General features: G+C 63.0%; 28 protein-coding genes. 5 read left to right on the forward strand and 23 right to left on the reverse strand.

Translation table 11 applies throughout. From position 1 onward, the window contains the following. Positions 1-175: 175 nt before the first annotated feature. Entirely contained in the window at positions 176-790 is a 615-nt protein-coding gene (locus tag M1D51_RS14085; RefSeq protein ID WP_458106925.1) for a class I SAM-dependent methyltransferase, read from the forward strand. Here M1D51_RS14085 and dapF read toward each other — a convergent pair. The 6 genes from dapF to M1D51_RS14115 form a co-directional block, all read right to left on the reverse strand. Then, positions 771-1,739: a diaminopimelate epimerase gene (gene dapF, locus M1D51_RS14090; protein WP_172323953.1), complete on the reverse strand. Its 969-nt coding sequence runs from the start codon at positions 1,737-1,739 to the stop codon at positions 771-773. The genes M1D51_RS14085 and dapF overlap by 20 nt on opposite strands. A gap of 37 nt (positions 1,740-1,776) precedes the next feature. Further along, positions 1,777-2,703, reverse strand: a complete 927-nt coding sequence (gene miaA, locus M1D51_RS14095; RefSeq protein WP_458106926.1) for a tRNA (adenosine(37)-N6)-dimethylallyltransferase MiaA — start codon at positions 2,701-2,703, stop codon at positions 1,777-1,779. Between the two features lie 17 nt (positions 2,704-2,720). Further along, the gene (gene miaB / locus M1D51_RS14100) at positions 2,721-4,250 is read right to left on the reverse strand and encodes a tRNA (N6-isopentenyl adenosine(37)-C2)-methylthiotransferase MiaB (protein WP_458106927.1); all 1,530 of its coding nucleotides are present in this window, start codon (positions 4,248-4,250) and stop codon (positions 2,721-2,723) included. After that, entirely contained in the window at positions 4,250-4,792 is a 543-nt protein-coding gene (locus M1D51_RS14105; RefSeq protein ID WP_458106928.1) for a regulatory protein RecX, read from the reverse strand. The genes miaB and M1D51_RS14105 overlap by 1 nt, the downstream gene beginning before the upstream one ends. Then, complete coding sequence (recA, locus tag M1D51_RS14110) at positions 4,782-5,822, reverse strand: recombinase RecA (RefSeq protein ID WP_026541571.1); 1,041 nt, start codon at positions 5,820-5,822, stop codon at positions 4,782-4,784. The genes M1D51_RS14105 and recA overlap by 11 nt, the downstream gene beginning before the upstream one ends. A 269-nt stretch (positions 5,823-6,091) precedes the next feature. Next, a complete protein-coding gene (locus M1D51_RS14115; RefSeq protein ID WP_458106929.1) occupies positions 6,092-6,316 on the reverse strand; it encodes a DUF3046 domain-containing protein in 225 nt (74 codons plus the stop codon). A gap of 41 nt (positions 6,317-6,357) precedes the next feature. Between M1D51_RS14115 and M1D51_RS14120 the strand changes: the two genes are divergently transcribed. Next, positions 6,358-6,909: a MarR family winged helix-turn-helix transcriptional regulator gene (locus M1D51_RS14120; RefSeq protein ID WP_458106930.1), complete on the forward strand. Its 552-nt coding sequence runs from the start codon at positions 6,358-6,360 to the stop codon at positions 6,907-6,909. Positions 6,910-7,030: 121 nt separating this feature from the next. Here the strand turns inward: M1D51_RS14120 and M1D51_RS14125 are convergent, their stop codons facing one another. The 8 genes from M1D51_RS14125 to M1D51_RS14160 all read right to left on the reverse strand — a co-directional run bounded on the left by M1D51_RS14125 (position 7,031) and on the right by M1D51_RS14160 (position 15,807). Further along, on the reverse strand, positions 7,031-7,465 hold the full coding sequence (locus M1D51_RS14125; protein WP_172323947.1) for a helix-turn-helix domain-containing protein: 435 nt from the start codon (positions 7,463-7,465) through the stop codon (positions 7,031-7,033). A gap of 138 nt (positions 7,466-7,603) precedes the next feature. After that, the gene (locus M1D51_RS14130) at positions 7,604-8,089 is read right to left on the reverse strand and encodes a CinA family protein (protein ID WP_458106931.1); all 486 of its coding nucleotides are present in this window, start codon (positions 8,087-8,089) and stop codon (positions 7,604-7,606) included. Next, positions 8,086-8,688, reverse strand: coding sequence for a CDP-diacylglycerol--glycerol-3-phosphate 3-phosphatidyltransferase (gene pgsA / locus M1D51_RS14135; RefSeq protein WP_458106932.1), 603 nt, complete (start codon positions 8,686-8,688; stop codon positions 8,086-8,088). Before pgsA ends, M1D51_RS14130 begins: the two co-directional genes overlap by 4 nt. A gap of 40 nt (positions 8,689-8,728) precedes the next feature. Continuing rightward, the gene (locus M1D51_RS14140) at positions 8,729-11,593 is read right to left on the reverse strand and encodes a DNA translocase FtsK (RefSeq protein WP_458106933.1); all 2,865 of its coding nucleotides are present in this window, start codon (positions 11,591-11,593) and stop codon (positions 8,729-8,731) included. Between the two features lie 72 nt (positions 11,594-11,665). Then, positions 11,666-13,357, reverse strand: coding sequence for a ribonuclease J (locus M1D51_RS14145; protein WP_172323943.1), 1,692 nt, complete (start codon positions 13,355-13,357; stop codon positions 11,666-11,668). A gap of 27 nt (positions 13,358-13,384) precedes the next feature. Beyond that, positions 13,385-14,296 (reverse strand): 4-hydroxy-tetrahydrodipicolinate synthase, encoded by a 912-nt coding sequence (gene dapA, locus M1D51_RS14150; protein ID WP_172323942.1) that lies wholly within the window; start codon positions 14,294-14,296, stop codon positions 13,385-13,387. A 96-nt stretch (positions 14,297-14,392) separates the two neighbouring features. After that, entirely contained in the window at positions 14,393-14,728 is a 336-nt protein-coding gene (locus M1D51_RS14155) for a hypothetical protein (protein WP_458106934.1), read from the reverse strand. An 89-nt stretch (positions 14,729-14,817) separates the two neighbouring features. Continuing rightward, complete coding sequence (locus tag M1D51_RS14160) at positions 14,818-15,807, reverse strand: GDSL-type esterase/lipase family protein (RefSeq protein WP_458106935.1); 990 nt, start codon at positions 15,805-15,807, stop codon at positions 14,818-14,820. A 55-nt stretch (positions 15,808-15,862) separates the two neighbouring features. Between M1D51_RS14160 and M1D51_RS14165 the strand changes: the two genes are divergently transcribed. Next, positions 15,863-17,098: a heparan-alpha-glucosaminide N-acetyltransferase domain-containing protein gene (locus M1D51_RS14165; protein WP_458106936.1), complete on the forward strand. Its 1,236-nt coding sequence runs from the start codon at positions 15,863-15,865 to the stop codon at positions 17,096-17,098. Here the strand turns inward: M1D51_RS14165 and M1D51_RS14170 are convergent. From M1D51_RS14170 to M1D51_RS14210, 9 genes are read right to left on the reverse strand one after another with little or no spacing between them, the layout of a single operon-like run. Next, on the reverse strand, positions 17,074-17,562 hold the full coding sequence (locus tag M1D51_RS14170; RefSeq protein ID WP_458106937.1) for a hypothetical protein: 489 nt from the start codon (positions 17,560-17,562) through the stop codon (positions 17,074-17,076). The genes M1D51_RS14165 and M1D51_RS14170 overlap by 25 nt on opposite strands. A 4-nt stretch (positions 17,563-17,566) precedes the next feature. Beyond that, positions 17,567-18,325, reverse strand: a complete 759-nt coding sequence (dapB, locus tag M1D51_RS14175; RefSeq protein WP_458106938.1) for a 4-hydroxy-tetrahydrodipicolinate reductase — start codon at positions 18,323-18,325, stop codon at positions 17,567-17,569. Between the two features lie 51 nt (positions 18,326-18,376). After that, positions 18,377-18,832: a molybdenum cofactor biosynthesis protein MoaE gene (locus tag M1D51_RS14180; RefSeq protein ID WP_458106939.1), complete on the reverse strand. Its 456-nt coding sequence runs from the start codon at positions 18,830-18,832 to the stop codon at positions 18,377-18,379. Then, positions 18,822-19,319 carry a MogA/MoaB family molybdenum cofactor biosynthesis protein gene (locus M1D51_RS14185; protein WP_458106940.1) on the reverse strand — a complete coding sequence of 166 codons (498 nt, stop codon included), beginning with the start codon at positions 19,317-19,319 and terminating at the stop codon, positions 18,822-18,824. The genes M1D51_RS14180 and M1D51_RS14185 overlap by 11 nt, the downstream gene beginning before the upstream one ends. Next, positions 19,316-19,855, reverse strand: a complete 540-nt coding sequence (gene moaC, locus M1D51_RS14190; protein WP_458106941.1) for a cyclic pyranopterin monophosphate synthase MoaC — start codon at positions 19,853-19,855, stop codon at positions 19,316-19,318. Before moaC ends, M1D51_RS14185 begins: the two co-directional genes overlap by 4 nt. Continuing rightward, on the reverse strand, positions 19,843-21,069 hold the full coding sequence (locus M1D51_RS14195) for a molybdopterin molybdotransferase MoeA (protein ID WP_458106942.1): 1,227 nt from the start codon (positions 21,067-21,069) through the stop codon (positions 19,843-19,845). Before M1D51_RS14195 ends, moaC begins: the two co-directional genes overlap by 13 nt. A gap of 58 nt (positions 21,070-21,127) precedes the next feature. Then, positions 21,128-22,792, reverse strand: coding sequence for a molybdopterin-dependent oxidoreductase (locus M1D51_RS14200; RefSeq protein WP_458106943.1), 1,665 nt, complete (start codon positions 22,790-22,792; stop codon positions 21,128-21,130). Beyond that, a complete protein-coding gene (locus M1D51_RS14205) occupies positions 22,789-24,084 on the reverse strand; it encodes an ATP-binding protein (protein WP_458106944.1) in 1,296 nt (431 codons plus the stop codon). The genes M1D51_RS14200 and M1D51_RS14205 overlap by 4 nt, the downstream gene beginning before the upstream one ends. Continuing rightward, complete coding sequence (locus tag M1D51_RS14210) at positions 24,071-24,838, reverse strand: response regulator transcription factor (RefSeq protein ID WP_458106945.1); 768 nt, start codon at positions 24,836-24,838, stop codon at positions 24,071-24,073. Before M1D51_RS14210 ends, M1D51_RS14205 begins: the two co-directional genes overlap by 14 nt. A 134-nt stretch (positions 24,839-24,972) precedes the next feature. Between M1D51_RS14210 and moaA the strand changes: the two genes are divergently transcribed. Continuing rightward, the gene (moaA, locus tag M1D51_RS14215; protein WP_172325533.1) at positions 24,973-26,112 is read left to right on the forward strand and encodes a GTP 3',8-cyclase MoaA; all 1,140 of its coding nucleotides are present in this window, start codon (positions 24,973-24,975) and stop codon (positions 26,110-26,112) included. A gap of 4 nt (positions 26,113-26,116) precedes the next feature. Further along, positions 26,117-26,383 (forward strand): MoaD/ThiS family protein, encoded by a 267-nt coding sequence (locus tag M1D51_RS14220; protein WP_172325534.1) that lies wholly within the window; start codon positions 26,117-26,119, stop codon positions 26,381-26,383. The last annotated feature ends 2 nt before the right edge of the window (positions 26,384-26,385 follow it).

Here is a 26,385-nt window from a genome sequence, read left to right on the forward strand (position 1 = left end):
GGCCTGCATCGCGGGCGGTGCCGTGCTACGCCTGAAAGCTCAGGCGGATTTCGGCGGGAATACTCGAATTACTCGAAGATCAAGAACATGCATTCCACATTATCATCCGATGTCAAATCCCCCGTTGGCTGCGGCAGTTTCCCATGGCGCCGATAGCCAACTAATCTGGCAAATTATGGAGTCTGCACACTATTTCACCGCCCAGCCAGCCGGACCGTTCACCAGGAAGCCGCTGACGGTTGAACTCGCCGGGGCTACTCGCCAACTGCAGACCTCCACGGGCATCTTCAGCCCGGACGGAGTGGACAAGGGCACCGCGATTCTCTTCTCCGAAGTTCCGCCGCCGTCGCCGCAGGGAAACCTGCTGGACATCGGCTGCGGGTGGGGTCCCATCGCGCTAACGCTGGGACTCATGGCACCCCATGCCAAGGTGCACGCTGTGGACGTCAATGAACGGTGCGTCACGCTGACCAACGAGAATGCGGCAGCACTTGGCCTGGACAACGTCAGGGCAAGCCTGCCTCACGAGGTGGACCCCGCCGTCGAGTTCGACACCATCTGGTCCAATCCGCCCATCCGCATCGGCAAGGACGAACTCCACGCGCTGCTGATGACGTGGTTGCCGCGGCTCGCGCCCGGAGGAAACGCCTGGCTGGTGGTGCAAAAGAATCTTGGCTCGGATTCCCTCCAGCGATGGCTCGCCGAGAAACTGGACAAAACCTACACGGTGAGCCGTGAGAGCACGTCCAAATCGTTCCGGATCATCCGTATCAGGAAAGCGTCCCTGTAGCTACGATGACTGCCGGGCCGCTGAGCTCGACGTGCTCGCGGCCGCCCGCACCGGGGAAGAACTTGACGTCCACGACGCCGCCGGGCACCTTTACATGCCAATCGTCGGGTGCCGTGTTTCCGGCCCAGTGACGGATGGCGACGGCGGCAGCACAAGCACCGGTGCCGCACGATTGGGTCTCCCCCACGCCGCGCTCATGGACCCGCATGGTGATGGTGCCAACGCCGTCTTCAACCAGCGGTTCGGCCGGCACCACGAATTCGACGTTGGTTCCATTGGCAGGCTTGGGATCAACCACCGGCGCCCTGAACAATTGTGTTGCCGACAACTCCTTGAGTTCGGCCAAGGCAACAACCGTATGAGGATTGCCCATGCTGACGGACAGTCCAGGCCGTGCCACTTCCAGGCCTTCCGCGCTGACCAGCGCGTCCATGGCCTTGGTGGTGGCTTCCTGAGGGAAAATGAACTCCCACGGGCCCATGTCCACTGCATATCCGTTAGCCGTGCGGACCACCTTCTTGATCCCTCCACGGGTGCCGATGGTCAGCGTTTCTCCCGGACCAAGGTCCACCAATTTCTCGGCAATCAGGAAGTGAACAAACACGCGAACGCCATTGCCGCACATCTCGGAGAGGGAACCATCCCCGTTGCGGTAGTCCATGAACCATTCGGCCTCCGGATCCTGTTCCAGAAGGTCACGGCCCTCCGGGAGGAATCGAGACGGAACAGCGCGGATAAGACCGTCTCCACCGATGCCCACATGCCGATCACACAATTGCGCGACCTGTTCCGGAGTGATCTCGTGGGCATCGCCGGGATCGGCAATCAGGACGAAGTCATTGCCCGTTCCATGGCCCTTGGAAAACGCCAGGCCCGCAAGGCCGGACGCGGTCATGGAAGCGCCGGAAGTTGCTGACTGCCGGGCGGGAACTGCGGAGGATTCATCCATGGCACTAGGCTACCTGCCAGCCGCGTACGGCCAGAAATTATGCTGGCTCCGACTTGGCAGCAGCCACTGCCTTGCCGAGCAACCCGGGATCCTGCCAGTCCAACCACGTGATGCGGGGGTCAGCCCTGAACCAGGTAAGCTGGCGCCTGGCGAACTGCCTCGTCGCTACGATGGTCTCCTCTGCGGCCGTGGCAACGTCAGCCATGTTGTCCAGGACCCTCAGGAACTGCGAGTATCCCAACGCACGGGAGGCCGTCTTGCCCGTCCTGAGTCCGGCAGCATCGAGCCGTTCAACCTCGCCCAGCAAGCCGGCGCCCACCATTCGATGGACCCTGAGCGCCAACCGTTCCCGCAAAACCTCCCTGTCAACGGACAGTCCGATCTGCAGCGCCGGCTGGAAGTACTCCCGCTGGGGCATGAAAGAACTGAAAGGGCGTCCAGTGAGCTGGTGCACTTCAAGGGCGCGGATCACCCTGCGCGCGTCCCCCAGACGGGCAGCCGAGACAGGATCAACGGCCTCAAGGCGGGCGCGCAGCGGTGCGAGCCCGTGCGCGTCACATTCGTCCTCCAGGGCCTTTCGAATCGTGGGCTCGGTGCCGGGAAACTCCAATACATCCAAAGCGGCCCGGACATACAGGCCGGATCCTCCCACCACAATGGGACGCTTTCCCCGCGAACGGATTTCCTCGATGGCGGCACGGCAATCCGCTTGGAAGTCAGCAACGCTGGCCTCTTGAGTGACGTCCATGGTGTCCAGCAAGTGATGGGGCACGCCTTTGCGCTCTTCTACGCTGATCTTGGCTGTGCCAATGTCCATGCCGCGGTAGAACTGCAGGGCGTCTGCGTTGATGACCTCGCCGTCCAGGGCAAGGGCAAGGTTGACACCCAGGTCCGACTTACCGGAACCGGTAGGACCCACCACGGCGATGACGGGCAGGGAAGCGTCGCGGGCAGGAGTAGACACGTGATCCTGGTCCGGCGTCAGGCGCGACGAGCCGGCAATGACGGCATGCCAAGGGACACTCCAGCCTTGCCTGATGCCGCCCCGGGCGCCGGGACGCCGCAGGAGTCAGCTTGTGAACGATCCCAAGCATCGCCGGCGCGGGAGCGGCGCAGCACGTAGTCTCCGGCGTCGGCCGGATCTGCCACCAGGTGGAATGCAGCAGCCTCAGTGATGGTGACCGTCACAAAATCTCCGGGGCGGGGAATTTCAGCGCCGGACGGCACGGAGAAGTGCACCAGTCGCTGATCCTTGGACCGACCTGACAAGCGGTGGGTCTCCTCCGCCTTGCGCCCTGACTGGGCTGTCACCAGGACTTCGACGGTTCGGCCCAGCTGCTTGGCGTTCTCCTCGGCAGCAATGCGGTCTTGGAGAGCCGTGAGCCTTTCGAAGCGTTCTTGAACAACGGCTTTGGGAAGCTGATCAGGCAGATCCGCGGCAGGAGTCCCGGGCCGTTTGGAGTACTGAAAAGTAAAAGCCGTAGAGAAGCGGGACTTCTCCACAACGTCCAGAGTCGCTTGGAAATCGTCTTCTGTTTCGCCCGGGAATCCGACAATGATGTCCGTGGTGATGGCGGCGTTGGGAATCAGCTCACGAACCTTGTCAAGGATGCCCAGGAACCGGCTGGACCGGTAGGAGCGGCGCATGTCCTTGAGGATTTTGTCCGAGCCGGACTGGAGCGGCATATGCAACTGTGGCATGACGTTGGGGGTCTCAGCCATGGCCTCGATGACGTCGTCAGTAAATGCCGCCGGATGCGGACTGGTGAAGCGGACGCGCTCCAGGCCTTCTATTTCACCGCAGGCACGAAGGAGTTTGGAGAAAGCCTGACGGTCCCCGAACTCCACGCCATAAGAGTTAACGTTCTGGCCAAGCAGGGTCACTTCCACCGCGCCGTCGTCCACGAGCGCCTGGATCTCAGCGAGGATCTCGCCCGGACGGCGGTCCTTTTCCTTGCCGCGAAGGGAGGGCACAATGCAGAAGGTGCAGGTGTTGTTGCAGCCGACGGAGATGGAAACCCACCCTGAATAAACAGACTCCCGCTTGGTGGGAAGGGTGGAGGGGAACACATCCAGGGATTCGAGGATCTCAAGTTGTGCTTCATTGTTGTGCCGGGCCCGATCCAGCAGCGCGGGCAGGGCACCCACGTTGTGGGTACCAAACACGGCATCAACCCACGGTGCCTTCTTGACGATCGTTTCCCGATCCTTCTGGGCCAGGCAACCACCCACAGCAATCTGCATGCCGGGATTCTCCGCTTTGACCTGCCGGAGCTGGCCGAGGTTTCCGTAGAGTTTGTTGTCCGCGTTTTCCCGAACAGCGCAGGTGTTGAAGACCACCACGTCAGCGCGTTCACCATCGGCGGGAACGTAGCCCGCATCTTCCAGGAGCCCGGCCATGCGCTCGGAATCATGGACGTTCATCTGGCAGCCGAAGGTACGGAGCTGATAGGTCCTGGGTTCAGCCGAAGGAGTGGTGGCAGCTGTTGGGGAAGGAATGGTCAAACTCACTACTCAAGGGTACCGGCTTCTGCGAGCACTTCACCGACGATCCTGAAGGCCATGGAAGGCGCATAGCCCTTCCGTGCCAGCATCGATGCCAGACGGCGGGTGTACTTATCCCGCTCCACCCGATCGTTCAGGTCAACGCCTGGCCTCAGTTTGCGTTGAACAAGTTCCCGTGCAGCCAGCTCTTCATCCTGGTCGCTGAGCTGCGACAAGGCCTCTTCAGCAGCATCGAGTTCAATTCCCTTGTCCGTCAGTTCGCGACGAAGTGCGCCCTTGGCGAGCTTCTTGCTCTGCGAACGGCTGCGCACCCACATCCTGGCGAACTCAGCATCGTCTATGAGCTGAACTTCTTCGAACCGGTCCAGAACTGCCTCTGCCACATGCTCGGGCACATTGCGTTCCGCGAGCTTGCGCGAAAGCTGAAGCCGGCTCCGTGGCGCCATCGTCAACTGCCTCAGGACGATGGCGCGCGCCACGGACTCGGGATCGGGCTCGGGGTCGGCGGATACGGACGATTCCGGATCCGGCCCTCTTCTAACCGTCAACGGCCTTCAGCTTTGGGGAGTCCTCTTCCGGCTTGACGCCTACGCCAAGCTTTTCCTTGATCAGGCGCTCCAGCTCCTGGGCGAGCTCCGGGTTGTCCCGCAGGAACCGACGTGAGTTCTCCATGCCCTGACCCAGTTGATCGCCATCATAGGTAAACCACGAGCCGGACTTCTTGATGATGCCGTGCTCGACGCCCATGTCAATGATGCCGCCCTCGCGGGAGATGCCCTGGCCATAGATGATGTCGAATTCAGCAATTTTGAACGGTGGAGCCATCTTGTTCTTGACGATCTTTGCTTTAGTGCGGTTACCGACCGAGTCCGCACCTTCCTTCAAAGTCTGGATACGACGGACATCGATTCGCACCGAGGCGTAGAACTTCAGGGCCTTGCCACCGGTGGTGGTTTCCGGGGAGCCGAAGAAGACGCCGATCTTTTCACGAAGCTGGTTAATGAAGATGGCGGTGGTCTTGGTCTGGCTGAGCCGGCCGGTGATCTTACGCAGGGCCTGGCTCATCAGTCGTGCCTGGAGACCCACGTGGGAGTCACCCATCTCGCCTTCGATTTCCGCACGGGGCACCAAAGCTGCCACGGAGTCAATGACGATGATGTCCAGGGAGCCGGAGCCCACCAGCATGTCCATGATCTCCAAGGCCTGCTCACCGGTATCCGGCTGGGAGACCAGCAGTGCGTCCGTATCAACTCCGAGCTTGGCCGCATAATCCGGGTCCAGTGCGTGCTCGGCGTCGATGAAGGCAGCGATGCCACCGGCGCGCTGTGCATTGGCAACAGCATGCAGGGCAACGGTGGTCTTACCCGAGGATTCAGGACCGTAGATTTCAACGACGCGGCCGCGGGGCAGGCCGCCAATGCCAAGGGCAACATCCAAGGCGATGGAGCCGGTGGGAATGATCTCGATCGGAGCGCGGGTGTCATCACCCAGGCGCATGATGGAGCCTTTGCCGAACTGCTTGTCGATCTGGGCAAGCGCTGCTTCGAGCGCCTTTTCACGATCCGGGGTTGCCGCCATGGTTCACACCTCTGATGCTTTCTCGCTGTGGAGTGGCCCGAAAGGCCGCTTTCCTGTCATGTCAGACGCTATTACGGAGCGCTGACATTTTTATGAGCCGAATCCGGCTATGTGGACAACCGGGCAATCCGGAAGCTCGGAAACACGGCCTTCGGGACCAATTTTCCTCTCAAAGGAGCATATCCCCATCCGAACAGATATTCGAACAATGGCTCGGCGTGTCACCCGTTGCCGCAGCAGGAACCGGCGGTCCCGCTGCTGGTATGGCATTAGCTGGAGGCAGGCTTGATGTCCCGCCCCAGCCTGCGTTCCGGGGGAACATCCTGGACTTCGCACATGGCCAACCACACCTCGCGGGGGTGGTAACCGGAGGCCAAGGCCTCAACGGCAGTCCTTCCACCCACGCCTGCGAGTACCAAGGAGCCGGCCAGGACCCGGGAATAGCCTGCCCCGAATTCGTCGTCCATCAATCGCCAAAAGTCACTTGCCCTCACGGATAGAGTCTCTCACGGACCCGGACTCTAGAATGGTTGCCATGAGCAATCCTCTCCAGAGCACGCCCGACCAGGCTGTGCCAGGCGACGCCGTGGACGACGCCCTCCAGCAGGTAGAACACCAGCTGAGCCTGCTCTGGCGCCGCGCCCGGTCAATTTCCCACCAGCTGTCACGCCAGGTGCATCCGGATATGGAACCGGCCGCCTACGGGCTGCTGACCGTCATCAGGAGGGAAGGGCCCATCCGGCTCACCGATCTGGCCACCTGCATCGGGGTGGGTAAGCCGTCCGTGAGCCGTCAGATCGCCTTCCTGGAGAGCATCGGCTTGGTGTACAAAGAGGCGGACCCGCAGGACGGCAGGGCCCAATCAATTCGCCTGACGGACAAAGGCGAGGACAAGATGCACCAGGTCCAGGATGCACGGCGGCAGGTGTTCAGGGAACGCCTCGGCGAATGGCCGCTTGAGGATGTCCAAACGCTCGCGGATTACATGGGCCGCCTCAATGCCATCTACGGCGACGGCGTGCTCAAGGACGTCACCCTGCGGGAAACTGATTCCTCTTCCGATCCCGCTGCGCCTCCCGCCGGCTGATCCGTCCGGGCCCTGGTCTGGAGGACCACAGTTGGAGGCCACAGTTTAAAGCCACAAGGAAGACAAAAAGAAGGTCCCCAGCCGTTGGCTGGAGACCTTCTTTCCAATTCTGGTGGAACGGCTACCGGGCTCCGGAGAGCATTCCCTGCGGGAAGTCGTCCGTGAGGTCCAGATCGCGACCGTAACGCTGGGAGAACTCCTGCGGAACGGTGTCCGGGACGGACACTCCTTCAGCAACAGCCACACGGTCGCTGACTTCGCGGAGCATGTGGGACAACGGAACATCCAGGGCTGTGCAGATAGAGGACAGGAGCTCGGAAGAAGCCTCCTTCTGGCCGCGTTCAACTTCACTCAAGTAACCAAGTGAGACGCGGGCGCTGTGCGAAACCTCGCGGAGGGTACGGCCCTGACGCTGGCGGACATCGCGCAGTACATCACCGATCTCGTGGCGTAGTACAACCATTTTGCGCTCCTTCTGTTCGCTCTGTGCCTGATCAGCCAAGCCCACATCCTTCCAGCGGACAACGCCGTTCACGGATACGGGCTGCTTTACCATCTGTATCGCCTTGCTCCCTCGTTCTTCCGGTTTCGCTGGTGGGCGGACCGGGTTGGTTTTTATATCCTAGGCGCCCCGGCTCTTCCGAAGCGACACAATGACACAACTATTGGCAATCAGTTTTTGTTCCCGGCTACTTTACGAACGGTAACCAACGCCTTCCAACGCAGCAAGCAGACGCGCCAGGGCAGCCTCGCAAGCTTGCTCGCGGATGGACTGCCGGTCCCCCGTGAAGCTGCATTCAAAGGCCTGTGTTCCGGTTTCCGTAGCGATTCCGATGAACACCGTCCCTACCGCTTTGCCGTCATGGGGATCGGGTCCGGCCACTCCTGTGGTGGAAACCCCCACGCTGGCACCGCAGGCACGCCGGGCGCCGTCGGCCATGGCCTCAGCCACCCCACCGTCAACGGAACCAACGGCCGCAAGCAGTTCCTTGGGGACGCCCAGGACATCGGATTTAACGGAATTCTGATACGCAACGACGCCGCCCTGCAGCATCCCCGATGCGCCGGGCGTATTGGCCAACGCTGCAGCGACCATCCCGGCGGTCAACGACTCCGCCGTAGCCACAGTCTGCTTCCCCGCGATCGCAGCGGCAACCACCGCCGTCGACGTTTGCCTCATGCGCGGCGACCCGCCGCCCGGAGCTTAAGCGCCTGGATGACATATTCGACGCCGGTCCACAGGGTGATGGCAAGTGCCACCATCATGACCCAGAAGGCGACGTTGCCAAGCCACGGGGCGATGGCCATCAACGGAAGGATGTAGAGGAAAATGGCCACGGTTTGCACCACAGTCTTCAGCTTTCCACCGCGGGAGGCCGGCATGACTCCATACCGGATGACGACGAAACGCAGGGCTGTAATCCCCCATTCGCGCACCAGGATCAGGATGGTCACCCACCAGGGCAACTCCCCCAGGATGGACAAAAGTACCAGGGCAGAGCCGATCAGCAATTTATCGGCGATGGGATCTGCGATCTTGCCGAAGTTGGTAATGAGGCCCCGGGCCCTGGCGATGTCGCCGTCGAGCTTGTCTGTGTAGATGGCTACCGCGAAGGCCACCACCGCGGCCCAGCGCCAGATACCGTACTCGCCGTTATCCGCCACCAGGAACCATACGAAGAAAGGAACCAGGACGATGCGGAGCATCGTGAGGATGTTGGGCAGGTTCCAGACGTCGGAGCTGCTGGACGTGGCGTTATCACCCTCGGCTGTAGTCACCCCTCTAGGCTACCGTCTTTGGGGCTGCCGCTTTTTGACGCTAGCGCCCTGTGAGCGACCAGGCGTCCTCGCCGCCCTCGTCGTCCTCATTCGGGCCGTCAGCACCGTCGTAGTACTCAATGGCCTGCGTCCGGTTGTCCAGGTCTGCCTGAACCAAGTCCTCCGCATAGCCGCCGACGGCGATATTGGAGTTGGCGTTCTCACTCAGGGCTGCCGTGTGGGCGTCGGGCGCAGCAGGCGATTCCTGGCCCTTCATCGCAGCCAGGACGGCCGCGAGGTCATCGGGCTTGACCAGGACATCGCGGGCCTTGGAGCCTTCGGAGGGGCCCACTACGCCGCGTGATTCCAGGAGGTCCATGAGCCGTCCGGCTTTCGCGAAGCCTACGCGCAGCTTGCGCTGCAGCATCGAAGTAGAGCCGAACTGCGTGGTGACCACCAGCTCAGTAGCCTGCAGCAGGACTTCGAGGTCATCTCCGATGTCGTCGTCGATCTGCTTCTTGGGAGCCTCGGCAGCAACGTCGTCGCGGTAGACAGCCTGGAGCTGTCCCTTGACGTGCTCCACCACCTTATGGATCTCCGATTCCGTGACCCAGGCACCCTGGACGCGCATCGCCTTTGAGGCACCCATCGGCAGGAAGAGCGCGTCACCCTGGCCAATAAGCTTCTCCGCGCCCGGCTGGTCCAACACCACTCGGGAGTCCGTCACAGACGAGGTAGCAAAGGCCATGCGTGAAGGAACATTCGCCTTGATCAGGCCGGTGACAACATCAACGGAGGGGCGCTGCGTTGCCAGCACCAGGTGGATACCGGCCGCACGGGCCAGCTGGGTGATGCGGACGATTGAGTCTTCGACGTCGCGAGGCGCCACCATCATGAGGTCGGCAAGCTCATCGACAATCACCAGGAGGTACGGATAGGGCTTGATGATCCGCTTGGAGTCCACCGGCGGCACCACTTTGCCCGCCCGGACAGCCTTGTTGAAGTCGTCAATGTGCTTGTACCCGTAGTTGGCGAGGTCGTCGTAACGGGCGTCCATCTCGCGGACCACCCACTGCAGGGCTTCAGCAGCCTTTTTGGGGTTGGTGATGATGGGTGTGATGAGGTGCGGCACACCTTCATACGCGGTGAGCTCCACGCGTTTGGGGTCCACCATGACCATACGGACTTCGTCCGGGGTGGCGCGCATCAGGATGGAGGTGATCATGGAGTTGACGAAGCTCGACTTACCAGCACCGGTGGCGCCGGCCACAAGGAGGTGCGGCATCTTGGCGAGGTTGGCCACCACGTAGCCGCCCTCGACGTCCTTGCCGACACCCATGACCATGGGGTGGTCGGTTCGTCGGGCGTTCTGGCTCCGCAGCACATCGCCCAGGGACACCGTTTCGCGGTCCGTGTTGGGAATCTCGATACCAATGGCGGACTTGCCGGGTATGGGGCTCAGTATCCGGACATCGCTGGATGCGACGGCATAGGAGATGTTCTTGGACAGTGCAGTGACGCGCTCCACTTTGGTGCCCGGAGACAGCTCGATTTCATAGCGGGTCACGGTGGGACCACGGCTGAAGCCGGTCACAGCGGCGTCTACATTGAACTGCGTCAGGGTGTCCGTCAGGGCTGCGACGACGGCGTCATTGGCCTCCGTACGCTCCTTCGGAATGGAGCCCGGGGTCAGGTAGTCCGAGGCCGGCAGGGTGTAGGTGACATCCCCGGCGAGGGACAACTGCTCCGTGCGCTGTGGAATCGGCGTTTGCGGAAGGGGCGCTCCGGCAGGCTTCGCCGGGACCTGGGCGGCAGGAACCGCAGGCGCGCTCATCTCAGGAGTAATGACCGGGATGGCCTCCGTGGGGTTGTCGATGCCAGGCGCAGCACCGAGACCTTGGGCGGCCTTGATCTTCCCGACGGCGATCTCGGCCTGGGTGGGGCGACGTACGCCCGGCGGAACGCGGGGTTCGGACGCGGCGGGAGTTTCGTCGTCGTCGACTATTGCGTGTTCGAAAGCTTCGTCCCCGACGTAGCCTTCCAGCCCTGCCTCGGGTTCCTGGTCCTTGCCGAAGAGGCGCATGCGCTTCTTCTTGGGCTTTGCAGGTGCGTCGTTTTCGTAAAGGTAGCTGCGGTCGTGGGCGTCTTTGCCCGAACCGTCCATGAGGTCAACGCCCATCAGGTGCTCATACGCCCCCCGGATCCGGGCGGGAATGGCGCCGAACGGGGTTGCGGTGACAATCAGGAAGGAGACGAACGCCAACAAGCTGTAAAGGATCACCGGCACCGCGACGTGGATCGCGGCCAGAGGCGCGGCGGCGAGGAATCCAAGCATGCCGCCTGCCTTGCGCAAGCCATCGAACCCGTCGGCCACGGTGGGCAGGCCGCCAATGACGTGGGCCAGCCCCGAACCGGCCAAGGTCATGATCATGAACCCAATGCCTACACGATTGTTGCCACGGCCGTCCTGTGGCTTCCGAAACAAGCGGAATGCGCACACAAAAAGCATGAAAGGCAGGATCAAGGTCATCCAACCAAACGTTCCGTTGACCACGCTGTAAACGACGTCCGGGAGCCAGCCTGTCAGGCCCCACCAGGCGAAGGTGGCAATAGCAATGCCCAACACCAGGTTGAACAGGGCTGCGCCGTCACGCCGGTCGGCGGGCTCGAGGTCACTGACGTCATAGCCAATGCGCCGGACGCCGGCGCCGACAACATGGCCGATCCCCTGCCAAAAACCCGAAAGAAGGCGCAGGGGCAGCGGGGCCTGGGGCTCGACGGCGGCTGCCTGCTTGGTGCGGGCAGTGCTTCCCCGACCGTTCCTGGCCGCGGCTGCAGTGCTTTTGGATGCAGCTGCGCCCCGGCCTGTGCCGCCGGATTTACTGCTGGAGCTGCCTCGTGGCGTGGAGGTAGTACGGGTCGCCATAAGTGCCACGGTACCCCAAGGGGGCCTGAAATCCGCGGATTTCAGGCCCCCTTGGTGTGCATGTTGCCCGGACTACGCCTCGAGGACCACCGGAATGATCATGGGGCGGCGGCGGAGCTTGCGGTTGACCCAAGTGCCGATGATTCTGCGGACCACCTGCTGCAGCTGGTGGTTGGTGTGGTCTGCGTGATTAAGCACGGCTTCCTCCAACGCGGCATTGATCTTGGGGATGATCTCATCGAAGACCGAGTCGTCCTCAGCAACACCACGGGCGTGGATTTCCGGCCCGGACACGATCTTGCCGGTAGTGCGGTTGATGACCGTGATGATGGAAATGAAGCCTTCGTCGCCCAGGATGCGGCGGTCCTTGAGGTCGGCGTCGGTGATCTCACCCACGCTGGAACCGTCAACGTAGACGAATCCGACCTCCACCTGGCCGACGATATTGGCCTTGTGGTCCTTGAGGTCGATCACGGTTCCGTTGTCGCTGAGGATGATGCCCTCGGACGGAACACCGGATTCCAGCGCAATGTTGCCGTTGGCGATAAGGTGCCGGGTTTCCCCGTGCACAGGCATGGCGTTGAGCGGCTCAAGGATGTTATAGCAGTACAGGAGCTCCCCTGCCGCTGCGTGCCCGGAAACGTGGACCTTCGCAGTGCCCTTGTGGATCACATCCGCCCCGAGTTTGAGCAGACCGTTGATGATGCGGAACACCGCATTCTCGTTGCCGGGAATCAGGCTGGAAGCCAGGATGACGGTGTCGCCGGGGCCAACTACTACGCGGTGGTCGCCGTTGGCCATCCTCGACAGGGCCGCCATCGGCTCGCCCTGCGAACCAGTGGACATCAGCACCACGCGGTCATCGGGCATGTTGTCGATGTTCTTGATATCCACCAGGATGTTATCCGGCACATCCAAGTACCCCAGTTTGGCCGCTATGGCCATGTTCCGCACCATGGAGCGCCCAACGAACGCGACCTTGCGGCCGTGCTTTTCGGCAGCATCAAGGACCTGCTGGACCCGGTGCACATGGGAGGAGAACGAAGCGACGATCAGGCGTTTCTTGGCCAGCCCGAACAAGCGGTCCAAGGTAGGACCGATTTCTTTCTCGGCCGTGGTGAATCCGGGGACATCCGCGTTGGTGGAGTCTGCCATGAAAAGGTCCACGCCCTCTTCACCCAGTCGCGCAAAGTGGCGAAGGTCTGTGATGCGCCCGTCCAGCGGCAACTGGTCCATCTTGAAGTCGCCGGTGTGCAGAACTGTGCCACCCTCGGTCCGGATGAAAACTGCCAAGGCATCCGGGATGGAGTGGTTGACGGCGATGAACTCGCACTCGAACGGGCCGAACTGCTCCACCTGGCCCTCGGTGACCGTGAGGGTATACGGCTTGATCCGGTGTTCCTGAAGCTTTGCTTCCACCAGGGCAAGGGTCAACTGGGAACCGATCAGCGGAATATCGGCCTTGAGGCGCAACAGATAAGGAACAGCGCCGATGTGGTCCTCGTGCCCGTGAGTCAGAACGACGCCGACCACGTCCTGGAGCCGGTCCTCGATGTACGAGAAATCGGGCAGGATCAAGTCCACACCGGGCTGCGTCTCCTCGGGGAAGAGCACGCCACAGTCAACGACCAGCAACTTGCCGTCGATTTCGAAGACGGCCATGTTGCGGCCGATCTCTCCCAGGCCACCGAGCGGAACAATCCGCAGCGTGCCTTTGGGCAGTTTCGGCGGAGTAACCAGTCCGGGAAGGGCGGTTTGGGTCATATTGTGCTACTTTCCGGCGAAACCGGCCTAGACGTTGAAGTCCATTCCGGCTTCCGCCAAATCCCCGCGGATGATTTCGATCTCGGCCGCGTCCGGCTCCACGAGGGGCAAACGGACAACCGAGTTGGGCAGGACTCCCTGCCACTTGAGAATCTGCTTGGCGGCTACTGCGCCCTGGACCCGGGTCATGGTTCCACGAACCACGGGTTCCAATTCAAAGTTGATGGCCCTCGCCGCAGCGAGGTCGTTGGCATTCACGGCATCCACCAGGGCGCGGAAACGACTGGTTGCCACGTGGGTGGTGACGCCCACCAGGCCGACAGCGCCCAGCGCCATCCATTGGAGGGTCAATCCGTCATCACCGGAGTAGAAAACGAGGTCCGTCTCAGCCATGACCCGCGTGGCAGCGGCAAAGTCCGCCTTGGCATCCTTGACCGCAACGATGTTCCGGTGCTTGGCCAGCTCGATCATGGTCTCCGGGGCGATGGCAATGGAAGAACGGCCGGGGATGTCGTAAAGCATGACGGGCAGGTCCGTTGAAGATGCAATCGTCTCAAAGTGTGCCCGGACGCCGGCCTGGCTGGGCTTGTTGTAGTACGGGGTGACGATCAGGAGGCCGTCAACGCCAACTTCGGCGGCCCGCTGGGAAAGGTGCACCGAGTGTGCGGTGTCGTTAGTGCCGGTTCCGGCGATGATGGCAGCTTTGCCACCGACGGCTTCTTTGACTGCCCGGAACATACCAACGTTTTCGTCATCGGTGAGCGTCGAGGTCTCACCTGTGGTGCCGGTGACCACAAGTCCGTCACAGCCATCCTGGACGAGCTTTTCTGCCAGCGCGGCGGCTTGATCGTAGTCAACCTTGCCGTCCTCGGTGAACGGGGTGACCATAGCGGTCAGCAGGGTACCAAGGGCGGGAGTGTGGGCGCGCAAGTCAGACATAGGAAAAACGTTACCCTGTCACTGGCTTGTTACAAGAATGGGTTCCGCGTGATGGTCCTCATGCCATGACCTCAGCCCCTTTCCGGGCCGACCAGGTTACGCGAGGCCTCTTGTCCGGGTCGGTTGCTCCGCACAGTACTGAGCCACGGCCCGCTCCTTGAGGTGTTCCGCCCATGTCACCAAGCGCTGGGACGCCCGGACATACTCGAACAGTTCCAAGGGGGTCAGGGAATCCAGGTCCGTCTCAGAAAGGCGACGGGCGAGTTCCGCTCCCGGCGCCTGCTCGGCCAGGGCTGTCCCCTCGCGGCGCCACTGGGTGTCTTCCGGAGGTTCGCCGGCCACGAGTTGCCTGAACAGGAAGTCAACAACGCCGGGGCTCATTGCTTTCATGGGACCGGCCAGGCCGTCCGGCGACTTGGGAGCATCGTTCATGGTGCCATGGTATTCGAACATATATTCGAAGACAAGACGTGCACCTTTCAGCCCGCAGCCATGCCAATGCAGCAGTGAGCAAAGACCTGTCAGTTGCGGAGGTTGGCGACCGCCGCCAGTTGCGGACCCAATCTGGCAGCCATCAGCCGGTAGCCGTCATTGTTCGGATGCAGCGTATCGGGCATAAGCGCGGCGGCCTCCCCCGGGGTAAACACCCCTTCCCCGTCCAATAGATGCAGCCGCGTATCGCCCCGCCCGCGTACTGCCCGGACGACGTCGGCAATAGCGTTCCTGTAGTCAGCAAGTGTCCACCCGGCCGCGTTGGGAGCAGACTCCCTGGGAAGTGAAATTACCGGCGAAATGACGGCGATGGGCACCCTGGGGTGCGCCTTCCGGATGTTGCTGACGAAGCCCAGGACCTGGCTGGCGAACGTACGCCCCGAAAAAGCCGCCACGTTGTACGTATTGATCCCCAGGCACAAGGAAATGACGTCCGCCGGAAGCTGACATATGGTGCTCTCCGCTGCCGGGTCCAACTGGCATTCGCCCCCGAATCCCAACGACTGCAGTTGCCAGCCGTACTCCCTGGCCACCAACGCGGGCCAGGCTTCAGAAGGACCATCGGCTTGCCTGCATTGCGTGATGGAACTGCCATAGGCAATCCACCGCTTGCCTTCGGCTGCAGCTGTGCTGACGCCTTCACCTTTCAGGGACACCTCAAGCACACGCAGGAACCCGTACTGCGGGAGCCACAATTGAACAGTTGACTGCGGCGGCATTGAGCCAAGATCGAGGCGGTGGCTGACGCGACCGGCACCGGACACGCGATGCCGGAGGGCACCGTTCACCAATACGTCGAACGGCGACCCGTCCTCAGGGCCTTCGGCTTCAATGACCAGGTGCCCGGACGTCGCCGTCCAGGTTGCATGGATCCCGGCGCACATCCTGGCGCGCTCTTCCAGGCCGTCAGTGGCCGGTGGCATGAAGAGTTCGCTGTCAAGGCGCTGGAAATGATACCACCCGTCGGCATCGTGGATGATCGTGAATGCTCCGGCCCACTGGGCGTTGACGGATTCCATGGCATGGGACTCTACCGCCGGAAGTGCTCACAGTTGGCTATGAGACCATCGCAGCATGACTTCGCAAGAGACTGCGCCTCCGCGGAAAGCGCGCGGCGGCGGCACGATCTCCTCCAGGCTGACAGGCGTCGACGCCGCCAGGGGCGCTGCGCTGCTGGGCATGATGTCCACGCACCTCCTCCCGACATTTGGTCCCTCGCCCTCATGGGAGCCGACCTTCGTGGGGCTGGTGTTCTCAGGCCGGTCTGCTGCATTGTTCGCAGTTCTGGCCGGCATCGGACTGGCTTTGAGCACCGGCAAGCAGGAACCGCGCCACGGAAGCGATCTTGCGGCAGCCAGGGGTGGCGTCGCCATGCGCGCCTTGGTGATCGCGGTGGTGGGCCTGACTTTGGGTGGACTGGATGTCAACGTTGCCATCATCCTTGTCCATTACGCCGTGCTCTTCCTGTGCATCCTGCCATTCCTTGGGCTCCGGCTGAGGGCACTCTGCTTCTGGGCCCTGGGCTGGGTCCTCGCGTCCCCGGTGCTGGCTTACCTGATCCGGCCCCTGCTGTTGGACACCACACCGCCCCTTCAACTGGGCCACAACCCCAACGCTGAGGATCTGGGAACGCCCGGCCGCCTCCTCGCTGATCTCTTCTTCACCGGCTACTACCCGGTGTTCCAGTGGATCTCCTACCTCTTGATAGGGCTGGTCATTGGACGCTTGGCGCTGACGAGGACCACGGTGCAGGTGCTGTTGTTGACCGGCGGAATCATTGCGGCAGCCGTGACCAAGGCAGCCGGTTTCCTGGCGATGGAAGCATGGGGCGGCCGGGCCGCGCTGGAGACGCTTCCGGGCACCAGAGGGTACCCCTTGGAAAGCATGCTCCAGGTCAATCTGACGGGGCTGGAACAAACAGGTTCATGGTGGTGGTTGGCTACGGCATCCCCCCATGCCGGAACCACCCTGGACCTCCTGCATAGCAGTGGAACAGCTGCCGCAGTGGTGGGTTTCTTCCTGCTGCTGGGCAAGGCAGCTGAGCGCATCAAGGTCAATTTCCTGATAGTGCTCAGCGGGCCGGGAGCCATGACGCTTAGCCTCTACTCCGCCCACGTGTGGGTTGTCTCCGGCTTCACCAACCAGCCGATGCCGGCAGGATGGACGGAAGAGGGCATGTATTGGACCCAGGCACTGTGTGCCGCGGTGATTGGGGTGTGCTTCACGTTGCTCCGGCGTCGCGGGCCCTTGGAATGGGTGGCCCATGCGGCGTCGAGGCTGGGCAGCTACCGGCCCGCAGCGGTGGGCTGAGAGCGGAACAGCTTAACGGCGTCGCGCATTGACGCCCGGGCGCGCTTACGGTCTCCCGAGGCGTCATAGGCACAACTCAACCGGAACCAGGACCGCCAATCCTCAGGCGCGGCCTCGGCCTCTGCCCGGTACTTCTCAAACTCCTCATCGGCTGCAGCCCGGACTATCCGTCCGCCCGGCGTGCGCGGCAAGGTGTCCTCCGGCAGGCCGCCTTCGGCTTCAAGGACCTTGGCCATCTGCTCGGTGCGGGCGCCAAACAAGAGCTCGCGGATGAGTGCCCACGCACCAACGACGGGCAGCACCAGATAGGCCGCTCCAATGCCCTTCGCAACCAGGTTGGGGTCGCCGAGCAGGAGGAATGAACGCTGGACGGACACCACCAGATACAGGACCAGCAGCAGGGTGATGGCACCGACCCAGATTTTGGTTCGGTTCTTCTTTAACGAGACCCAGAAATTTCCCATGGACCTAGAGCCCCAGGTCCAGGTAGCCGTCCAGGCCCACAGTGAGGCCTGGGTTCGCTGCGACTTTGCGCAAACCCAGCAGGACGCCCGGCATGAAGGAAGCGCGGTCAAAGGAATCATGGCGCAACGTCAACTGCTCACCGGGCCCGCCAAAAAGGACTTCCTGATGGGCTACGAGGCCTCGGAGCCGGACGCTGTGGACACGAACGCCCTCCACGTCACAGCCCCTGGCGCCGTCCATCGACGTTTCCGTGGCGTCCGGGCTTGCCGGGACTCCGGCTTCCTGGCGGGCCTGGGCGATCAGCTGAGCTGTCCGCACAGCGGTGCCGGAGGGAGCATCCACCTTGTTCGGGTGGTGCAGTTCGATGATTTCTACGGACTCAAAGTACTGCGAGGCCTTGGCGGCGAACGCCGAAGCCAACACAGAGCCCAGGGCAAAGTTAGGAGCGATCAGGACGCCGGCGTCCGGCCTCTGCTCCAACAGCGCACGGAGGGATTCCAGCTTGTCCGCGTTCCAGCCGGTGGTTCCGACAACAGCGTGGATGCCGTGCTCAACGGCGAACCGGACGTTGGCCTCGGTAGTATCCGGGACGGTGAGGTCAACAACATACTGCGCACCGGCGTCGAGCAGTGTTTGCAGGGAATCGCCGCGACCCAAGGCGGCGACGAGCGACATGTCCTCAGCTGCTTCCACAGCCTTCACGGCTTCACTTCCCATGCGCCCGTTGGCGCCCAGCACTGCAACAGCAAGTTGTTCGGTCATGGGATTAACCCTACCGCCGGGCAGGTGCCCGGCAGGAACCGTGTCTCCGGCCTACTCCCCCGCGCCAACCCACTCCACAGTGCCGTCGGCGAAGAATTGTTCCTTCCAGATGGGAACCTGCGCCTTGACCCTGTCCACCAGTTCGGAACACACGGCAAAGGCCTGCCCACGATGGGCTGCGGCCACGGCACAGACCAAGGCCGGGTCACCGATTTCCAGCATCCCGATCCGGTGGGCTGCCCAAATACGGACCGGCTGATCGGCTTCGCCGGAGTGCTCTGCCACCAACTGGGCCACGACGTCGGACATGACCTGATGCGCCGTGGGATGGGCGCTGTAACTAAGCCTGTCCACTGCTTTGCCGGAATCGTGGTTCCGGACCACGCCGCTGAAGCTGACCACCGCGCCGGCGGTGTCCGATTCAACTGCCGCTATGGCTTGGTCAACGGAAATGGGTTCGGCGCTGAGGACAGCGCTGACTACTTCGAAGTCTGTTTCAGTGCCCATGGCTACCTTCCATTTGTTCACACAGGTGCCCGATCACGGGGTCCAGGACAGCCAAGCCGTCCATAACCCCTTTCGGGGATCCCGGCAGGTTGATGATGAACGTCTTTCCCGCCGCTCCCGCGTGGCCCCGGCTAAGCATCGCCATGGGCGTTTTCGCGGCGCCCGCGCGCCGGATTCCTTCCATGATGCCGGGTATTTCCCGGTCCAGGAGAGGAAGCGTCATCTCCGGTGTCTTGTCATCCGGGCTCAGGCCCGTTCCGCCGCTGGTGATGACGACGGCGGGCTCCTGGGTCAGGAGCGCCCTGAGGGCTGCACCCACCGGTTCCCCATCCGGAACCACCATGGCAGGGAAGGTGTCAAAGCCATGCTCATTGAGCCAATCAAGGATGATGGGCCCTGTCTCATCGGCGTAAACTCCGGCGGCCGCCCTGGTGGAGGCAATCACGATCCCTGCCTTCCGGATATGGTTCGGTTCACAAGCACTCATTCGCCGGCCTCCTGAATGGGTTCCCCGGAAACGTCCCAGTCCCCGCTCTTGCCGCCGCTTTTTGCGAGCACGCGGATGTCGGTCAGCACTGAGTGCTTGTCAACAGCCTTGATCATGTCGTAAACGCTCAACGCCGCCACCGAGGCCGCCGTCAGTGCTTCCATTTCGACGCCGGTCACCCCCTTGGTCTTGACGGTGGCCAGGATGTGCACCGCGTCAGCACGCAAGTCGAAATCCACGGTGACCTTGGAGATCGGCAATGGATGGCACAGCGGGATCAGGTCCGGTGTCTTCTTTGCCGCCATGATCCCCGCCACCCGCGCGACGGCGAGCGCGTCGCCTTTGGGCAGCTCGCCGGCGCCCAGGAGCGCCATTACCTCAGCGGTGGTGCGGACGGTTGCGGTGGCGGTGGCTTCACGCGTGGTAATTGCTTTGGCGGAGACGTCCACCATCTGCGCGGTTCCGTCCTGCCTGAGGTGGGTCAGTCCGCCGGCATGTTCTGCTGTTGTCCCGGGAGTTTCATTCACAGCATCCATACTTCCACTTCAGCTCCCGCGGTGAGTTCCGTGACGCCGGCCGGGATATGCACCAACGCATTGGCCCGGGCCAATGCATGGACCAGATGCGAGCCGGCGCCACCTTCCATGTGGATCGTGCCATTGCCTGCCAAAGTGCCCCGCCGGACCTGGTGCTTTCCGCCCGGCGATGTCAGCGCTTCAGCCAGGCGTGCCTTCTGAACGGGCCGTGGAGCCGGAGCTCCCACAACCTCGGACAGGGCAGGCCGAAGGAACATTTCGAAGGAGACGAGGCAGCTGACGGGATTTCCGGGAAATCCGAGGAACGGGACGCCGTTGAAGGTCCCCAGGCCCTGCGGCCCGCCGGGTTGCATGGCAACGGGGAGGAAATCAACAGGGTGGCCGGCCAGGGCCTGGCGCACCACCTCGTAGGCTCCCTTGCTTACTCCTCCGGTGGTGACGATGAGGTCCACGGCAGGGCCCCCTTGGCGGGTGTGCTGCTGAAAGACCGCCAGGAGACTGGCGGGGTGGTCATCTGAGATACCCGAACGGACAACGTCAAGGCCTGCCTGACGCATGGAGGCTTCCAGGAGCGTGCCGTTGGAGTCAAAAATTTTGCCGGCCGTGAGTTCTTCCCCTGGCTCCACTACCTCGTCCCCGGTGGTGACCAGGAGGACGCTCAGCGGTTGCGGGATGTCAACAGTTGCCAGGCCCAGGGCCGCCAGCAGTCCAAGCTGGGCCGGTCCCAGCAAGGTCCCGGCCGCCAACGCCAAAGAACCTTTTTCGATGTCGCTGCCGCTGTTGCGCACGTAGGTACCTGGAGCCACTGGGGGAAGCTCTACGAGGACATCCGTGGCGGCGGGCTCAGGGAAGGAGCTGGGGTTCGCCTTCTCGATGGGCACGACGGCGTCCGCGCCCTCGGGAATCATGGCTCCGGTCATGATGGGGGCGGCGAAGCCGGGCTTGAGGGGAGCCGGCGCCGCACCTGCCGGGACGGGCGCTGTAACACGGAGCTCCGCACCAGAGCTTGGGATGTCCTGCGAGCGAACGGCAAAACCGTCCATCTGCGAGTTGGCAAACGGCGGCAACGACAACGGGGCGTAGTTGTCCGCAGCGAGCGGCTTTCCCAGTGCTTGGAGCAGTGGCACGCTCTGGTTGCCCTTAGTGATGGCAACGCCTGCCAACAGTTCCATCACTGCCTGGCGATGGACTGCGACTGATCTGGGCACGGACAACCTCCTGTAGTGACACACCGGTTCTCGGAAACTCTCCGGACCTACCCAGACTAGGGCCTCAGCCCACCTTGACGCTGATGGTGTGATAGCCCGTGGCGCCGTCCGGAGCCACCGGAGCTTTGTCCTCGGTCTGCGGCTGGCCCGTAGAGTCGGTGGCCCGCACTTGTACCTCGTAGTCACCGGGTGTCAGGTCAAGGCCCAGTTGCCACTGGTACCAGGTGTCGGTCGAAATCCCCTTGGCGAGCGTAGCCTGCCGCCAGGGTCCGCGGTTGACGCGAAGCTCTACGCCGTTGATGCCCCGGTGCTGGGCCCAGGCCACACCCGCGAATTGCACCATTCCTGCCTGGACGGACCTGCCGCTGCGGGGTACATCGATGCGGGACTGGGTTTTGATGGGGCCGCGATCACTCCAACCCCTCGGGGTCCAGTAGGCGGTATCGTCTGCGAAGCGCGTGACTTTCAGTTCGGTCAGCCACTTGGTGGCCGAGACGAATCCGTAGAGTCCGGGGACGATCATCCGCACGGGGAAGCCGTGTTCCAACGGAAGCGGCTCGCCGTTCATGCCCACCGCCAACAGTGCGTCACGGTTGTCGGTGAGGGCCTCCAAGGGTGTGCTTGCTGTCCAGCCGTCGTTGCTGGTGCTTAGCACCATGTCCGCGCCGGCCTTGGGTCCGGCCATGGCCAAAAGCTCACGAACCGGCCAGCCCAGCCACAGCGCATTGCCGATGAGGTCCCCGCCTACGTTGTTGGACACGCAGGCGATGGTGATGTGACGCTCGGTCATGGGTTTGGCCAGAAGGGTGGCGAAATCGAGTTCGACCTCGTTCTCCACCATCCCGGTCACCTTCAGCTTCCACTGCGGCGGATCGATGGCAGGGACTGTCAGTGCTGTGTCGATCCTGTAGAAATCGGCGTTCGGGGTCACCAGCGGACTGATGCCCTCTACAGGGAGCGAGGCGCCGGCGGGTATTGCCGGGGCCGGGGTTGCCGGCTGAGGGAGAGTCATGGAACCTCTGAAACCCGAAGCCACGGTGGTGGCACGGGTGAGAACGGCAGTGACGGTTCCCGCGACTACTGCGGCGAGGGAGGTTCCTCCGAGCGCATTCAGGAAGCTTCGCCGGGCCAGTGGCGCCGGATCATGGCCATCACGCGCCCCTATTGTTCCGGCCGGCGCCCACGTGGTGAGCCTGCGAATGAGCATGCGCAACAGCAACATGGTGACTATCGCGGCGACGATGGGGGCCAGGGCCGCCTGCGGACCAGCCTGGGCCCGCGTTACGACGGCGGTCAGGCCCGCCGCGCCGGCCACCCCGGCCAGAGCCAGTCCCCAGCCGGTACGGCGCTGCTCCAGAACACCGGCCAATGCTGCCAACAACGCCGCAACTATTCCGATCGATGCGATCAGGACGATTTTGTCTGCTGTGCCGAACAACTGGACGGCAAGGTCCTTCACGCCCGGAGGCACGGCGTCGATCACGGCCCCGCCCAAAGCGGTGACGGGGGAAACCAGGGGGCTCAGCACGCCTGCAGCCAGTTCACCGGCCGCGATCCCGGCACCACCCGCGGCGAGACCGGCCGCGGCAGCCCACAGTCCCGGGCGACGATGCAGTCGCGGCGGCGTGGAAACAGCAGTCTCCTGCTTGCCTGCGGTTTCCTGCTTGCCGGCGGTTTCCTGCTGATCCATGCGCGGGCTGGGCTTGTCCACACTGCTGGGCATGTTCATGAGTGGCCTCCTGGACGTTGGTCGGCTGAAGTCCCGAACGTAGCCGGGAAGGAAGATGACGGACGATCTTGGTCGGGAAGTGACCCAGCCGGAAGAGGCCCGTCATGAAGTGGAACACCGGTTAGCGGGATACCCGGTAGGGAGCCTGCCGGCAGGGACAGCGTGAACCGGCAACCGCCGTCGACGTTGTCCACGGTGACCGATCCCCCGTGGGCCTTGACGATGCCAGCCACCATGCTCAGGCCGATGCCGGCACCGCTGTAGCTGCCCTGCAGCCCGTCAGCAGTTCGCCGGGCGGGGTCTTTCTGCCAACCCGTCTGGAACAGGTGCGGCAGGTCCTCGCTGCTGATGCCCCCGCACTGGTCCTGCACGGCAATGACTGCATTCCCGCCGTTCCGCCCCACGCTGATGTGGACCTCGGTGTCCGGCCTGCTGTAGATGATGGCGTTGAGCAGGATGTTCCTCACGGCCCGGGCAAGGCTGGGCCCATCGGCCACGGCCATGCACTCGCGGTCACCACCGCCGTCGAGCGTGATGCCCCGTTGGGCGGCCAACGGCGCGAGGTCGGCCAGCGCATCACTGACGAGGTCGTAAAGGTCCAACGGTTCAGCACGGAGACGAAGCGTGCCTGCCTGGATCTTGGACAACTCCAGGAGGTCGTTGACCATGGCAGTCATCTGCTCGGTCTGGCTGATGATCTTCCGGTAATAGCCGGGCACATCGGATGCCATGCCGTCTTCAAGGGCCTCGGTCATGGCCCGCATGCTGGCCAGCGGAGTCCTGAGGTCGTGCGAAATCCATGACACGAGCTCGCGCCGGGCAGTCTCAATGGCGGCTTCACGTTCACGCGACTCGGCCAGCCTGCGGCTGCTGGCCTCCAGTTCCTTGGCCAGTTCGGCAAGCTCGGCCGTCATGGCCGGAGCACTGCCCCGGCCCTCCCCGGTGTGGTCCAATGTCTCACCACGTCCAAGGCGACGTGCGGCATCGACCAACCGGGCAGCGTTTCGGGACACACCCGCGCCCAGCATCAAGGACAGGGCCACCGCCACCACTGACGCCATCGCCAGGATGTACCACATCACTTCCAGGTCCCTGGCGGAAATGAACATCGCGTTGAAAGCACTGACCATCCCTGCCACCAGGACCGCCACCGTGGCCACCACCACCAGGCAGATCTGGGTCAGGACCGAGGCCCGGCGCAGAAACCGGAGGATGAGCAAGGTTGCAGCGCCAATGAGGACAGCCCAGAACAGGACCCAGGCAAGGATGGTCCAGAGCTCATTGCCCTCCATGGCCACGCTCCCCGCCGGCGGGCTGCTCCGCTGCCTTGCCGGCGCTGGAATCGAACCGGTATCCCACGCCCCAGACCGTCTTGAGCAGCTCTGGCTTGGTGGGGTTGGCTTCAATCTTTTCCCGGAGGCGACGCACGTGCACTGTGACGGTCGATAGATCGCCGAAGTCCCAGCCCCATACGGCCTTGATCAGTTCCTCCCGGCTAAAAACCTGGTTGGGCCGCCGCATCAGGAAGGCCAGGAGATCGAATTCGCGGACCGTCAGGGCCAGGGCAACACCGCGGTGGGTGACTGTCCTGGACGCGGGATCGAGTTCGAGTCCTGCGGCTTCCACTGGAGGTTCCGGCGTGAACTCCTTGACGCTGCGCCGGAGCACCGATTTCACCCGGAGCACCAGTTCCCGTGGCGAGAAAGGCTTGGTGACGTAGTCATCGGCCCCCATCTCCAAACCCAGGATCCGGTCATCTTCGGTCCCCAAAGCCGTGACCATGATGACCGGCACGCTCATGGTTTGGCGGAGCCGCCGGCACACCTCAACGCCGTCCAGTCCGGGCAGCATGCGGTCCAGGATCACCAGGTCAGGCTGGCGCACCGCGGCCAGCTGCAGAGCGGTGAAGCCATCCCCCGCCATATCCACTTGGAACCCTGTTTGAAGCAGGTAATCCCTTACCACATCGGCGATGGTCTGTTCGTCTTCGACCAGGAGGATGCGGCGATTCCCTGGTTCCGCTGATGATGCCGTAGGTGTGGTCACACTTTCAGCATAGGTTTGCCGGCCGCGCACAGCACCCGATCCGGGGTTCCGCGGCCCAAGCGTATGGAATCCGTAAGAACTGTATGACTGCAATCGGTGTCACTGATCCTGCCACGGTGGCGTAGCCTGAATTTATGAGTGTTCAGCTGGGAATGCCGGTGCCCCCTCCGGGCGGCGCAGCAGGCAGCAAGGAAAGTGGCGCCGCGGTACCGCCGCCCCGGCCAGCGGAAACGCCTGCGGGCTTGTGGGACCGTTATGGCCGGCGGGCTACGGATATGCGCCTGTCCCTGACGGATAAATGCAATCTGCGCTGTACCTACTGCATGCCGGCCGAGGGCCTTGAATGGCTCTCGAAACAAGCCGTGATGTCGCGGGATGAAATTGTCAGGATCGTCCGCATCGGCGTCAGCGCCCTGGGTGTCAGGGAACTCCGCCTCACCGGCGGCGAGCCTTTGGTACGTGCTGACCTGGTGGACATCATTTCCGATATCCGCAGGGACCATCCGGACCTCCCCATCTCCATGACCACCAACGGCGTTGGCCTGGATAAGAAGGCAGCGGCGCTGAAGGCGGCAGGCCTCACCCGGATCAATGTCTCGCTGGACTCTTTGCACGAGGAAACCTTCACCCAACTCACGCGCAGGCCCTTCCTGGATCGTGTCCTGGCCGGTGTGGATGCTGCATGGGCCGCGGGCCTGGGCCCGGTTAAGCTCAACGCCGTGCTGATGCGCGGGATCAATGATGCCGAATCGCCGGATTTGCTGGCCTGGGCGTTGGACCGCGGCTACGAGCTCCGCTTCATCGAACAAATGCCCTTGGACGCCGATCACGGGTGGACGCGTCGCAACATGATCACGGCCGAGGAGATCCGCGGCCTGCTGTCCCGTGACTTCGTCCTGGGCCGGGACTCCCGTGAACGTGACGGCGCCCCTGCCGAACGCTTTGAAGTCCGACGCCGGGACACCTCTTCGGGGGAAGCTACGGGTCCGGTTCTCGGTACAGTCGGCATCATCGCCTCCGTCACCGAACCCTTCTGCGCCGACTGCCGCCGAACCCGGATCACAGCCGAGGGCAAGATCATGAGCTGCCTCTTCTCCCGCGAAGAATTCGACCTCCTGGGACTGCTTCGTGGCGGGGCCACTGACCAGCAGCTCGCGGAACGGTGGCAGGACGCTATGTGGGTCAAGCCCAAGGCCCACGGCATGGACCATACCGGTCTCGGCGCAGCGGACTTTGTCCAGCCGGACCGCAGCATGAGCGCAATCGGAGGCTGAATCCTTGCTTGTCCGTTACTTCGCTGCCGCACGCGCGGCCGCAGGGGTCGAAGAAGAAGTGCACGTCCTTCCGGAAGGCGCCAGCCTTGACTCGCTCCTGGAAGCTGCCCTCGCCGTCGAACGCCCCCTGCCCCCTGAAGGGACACCAACGCTGGAGCGCATCGTGGCCCGGAGCAGTTTCCTCCGCAATGAGGTGGCGGTGCGGGACCGTTCAGCGCCACTGGGCGCCCAGGACGTCATCGATGTCCTGCCACCTTTTGCCGGCGGCTGAGG

It is taken from the genome of Arthrobacter sp. R3-55 (assembly GCF_054161505.1).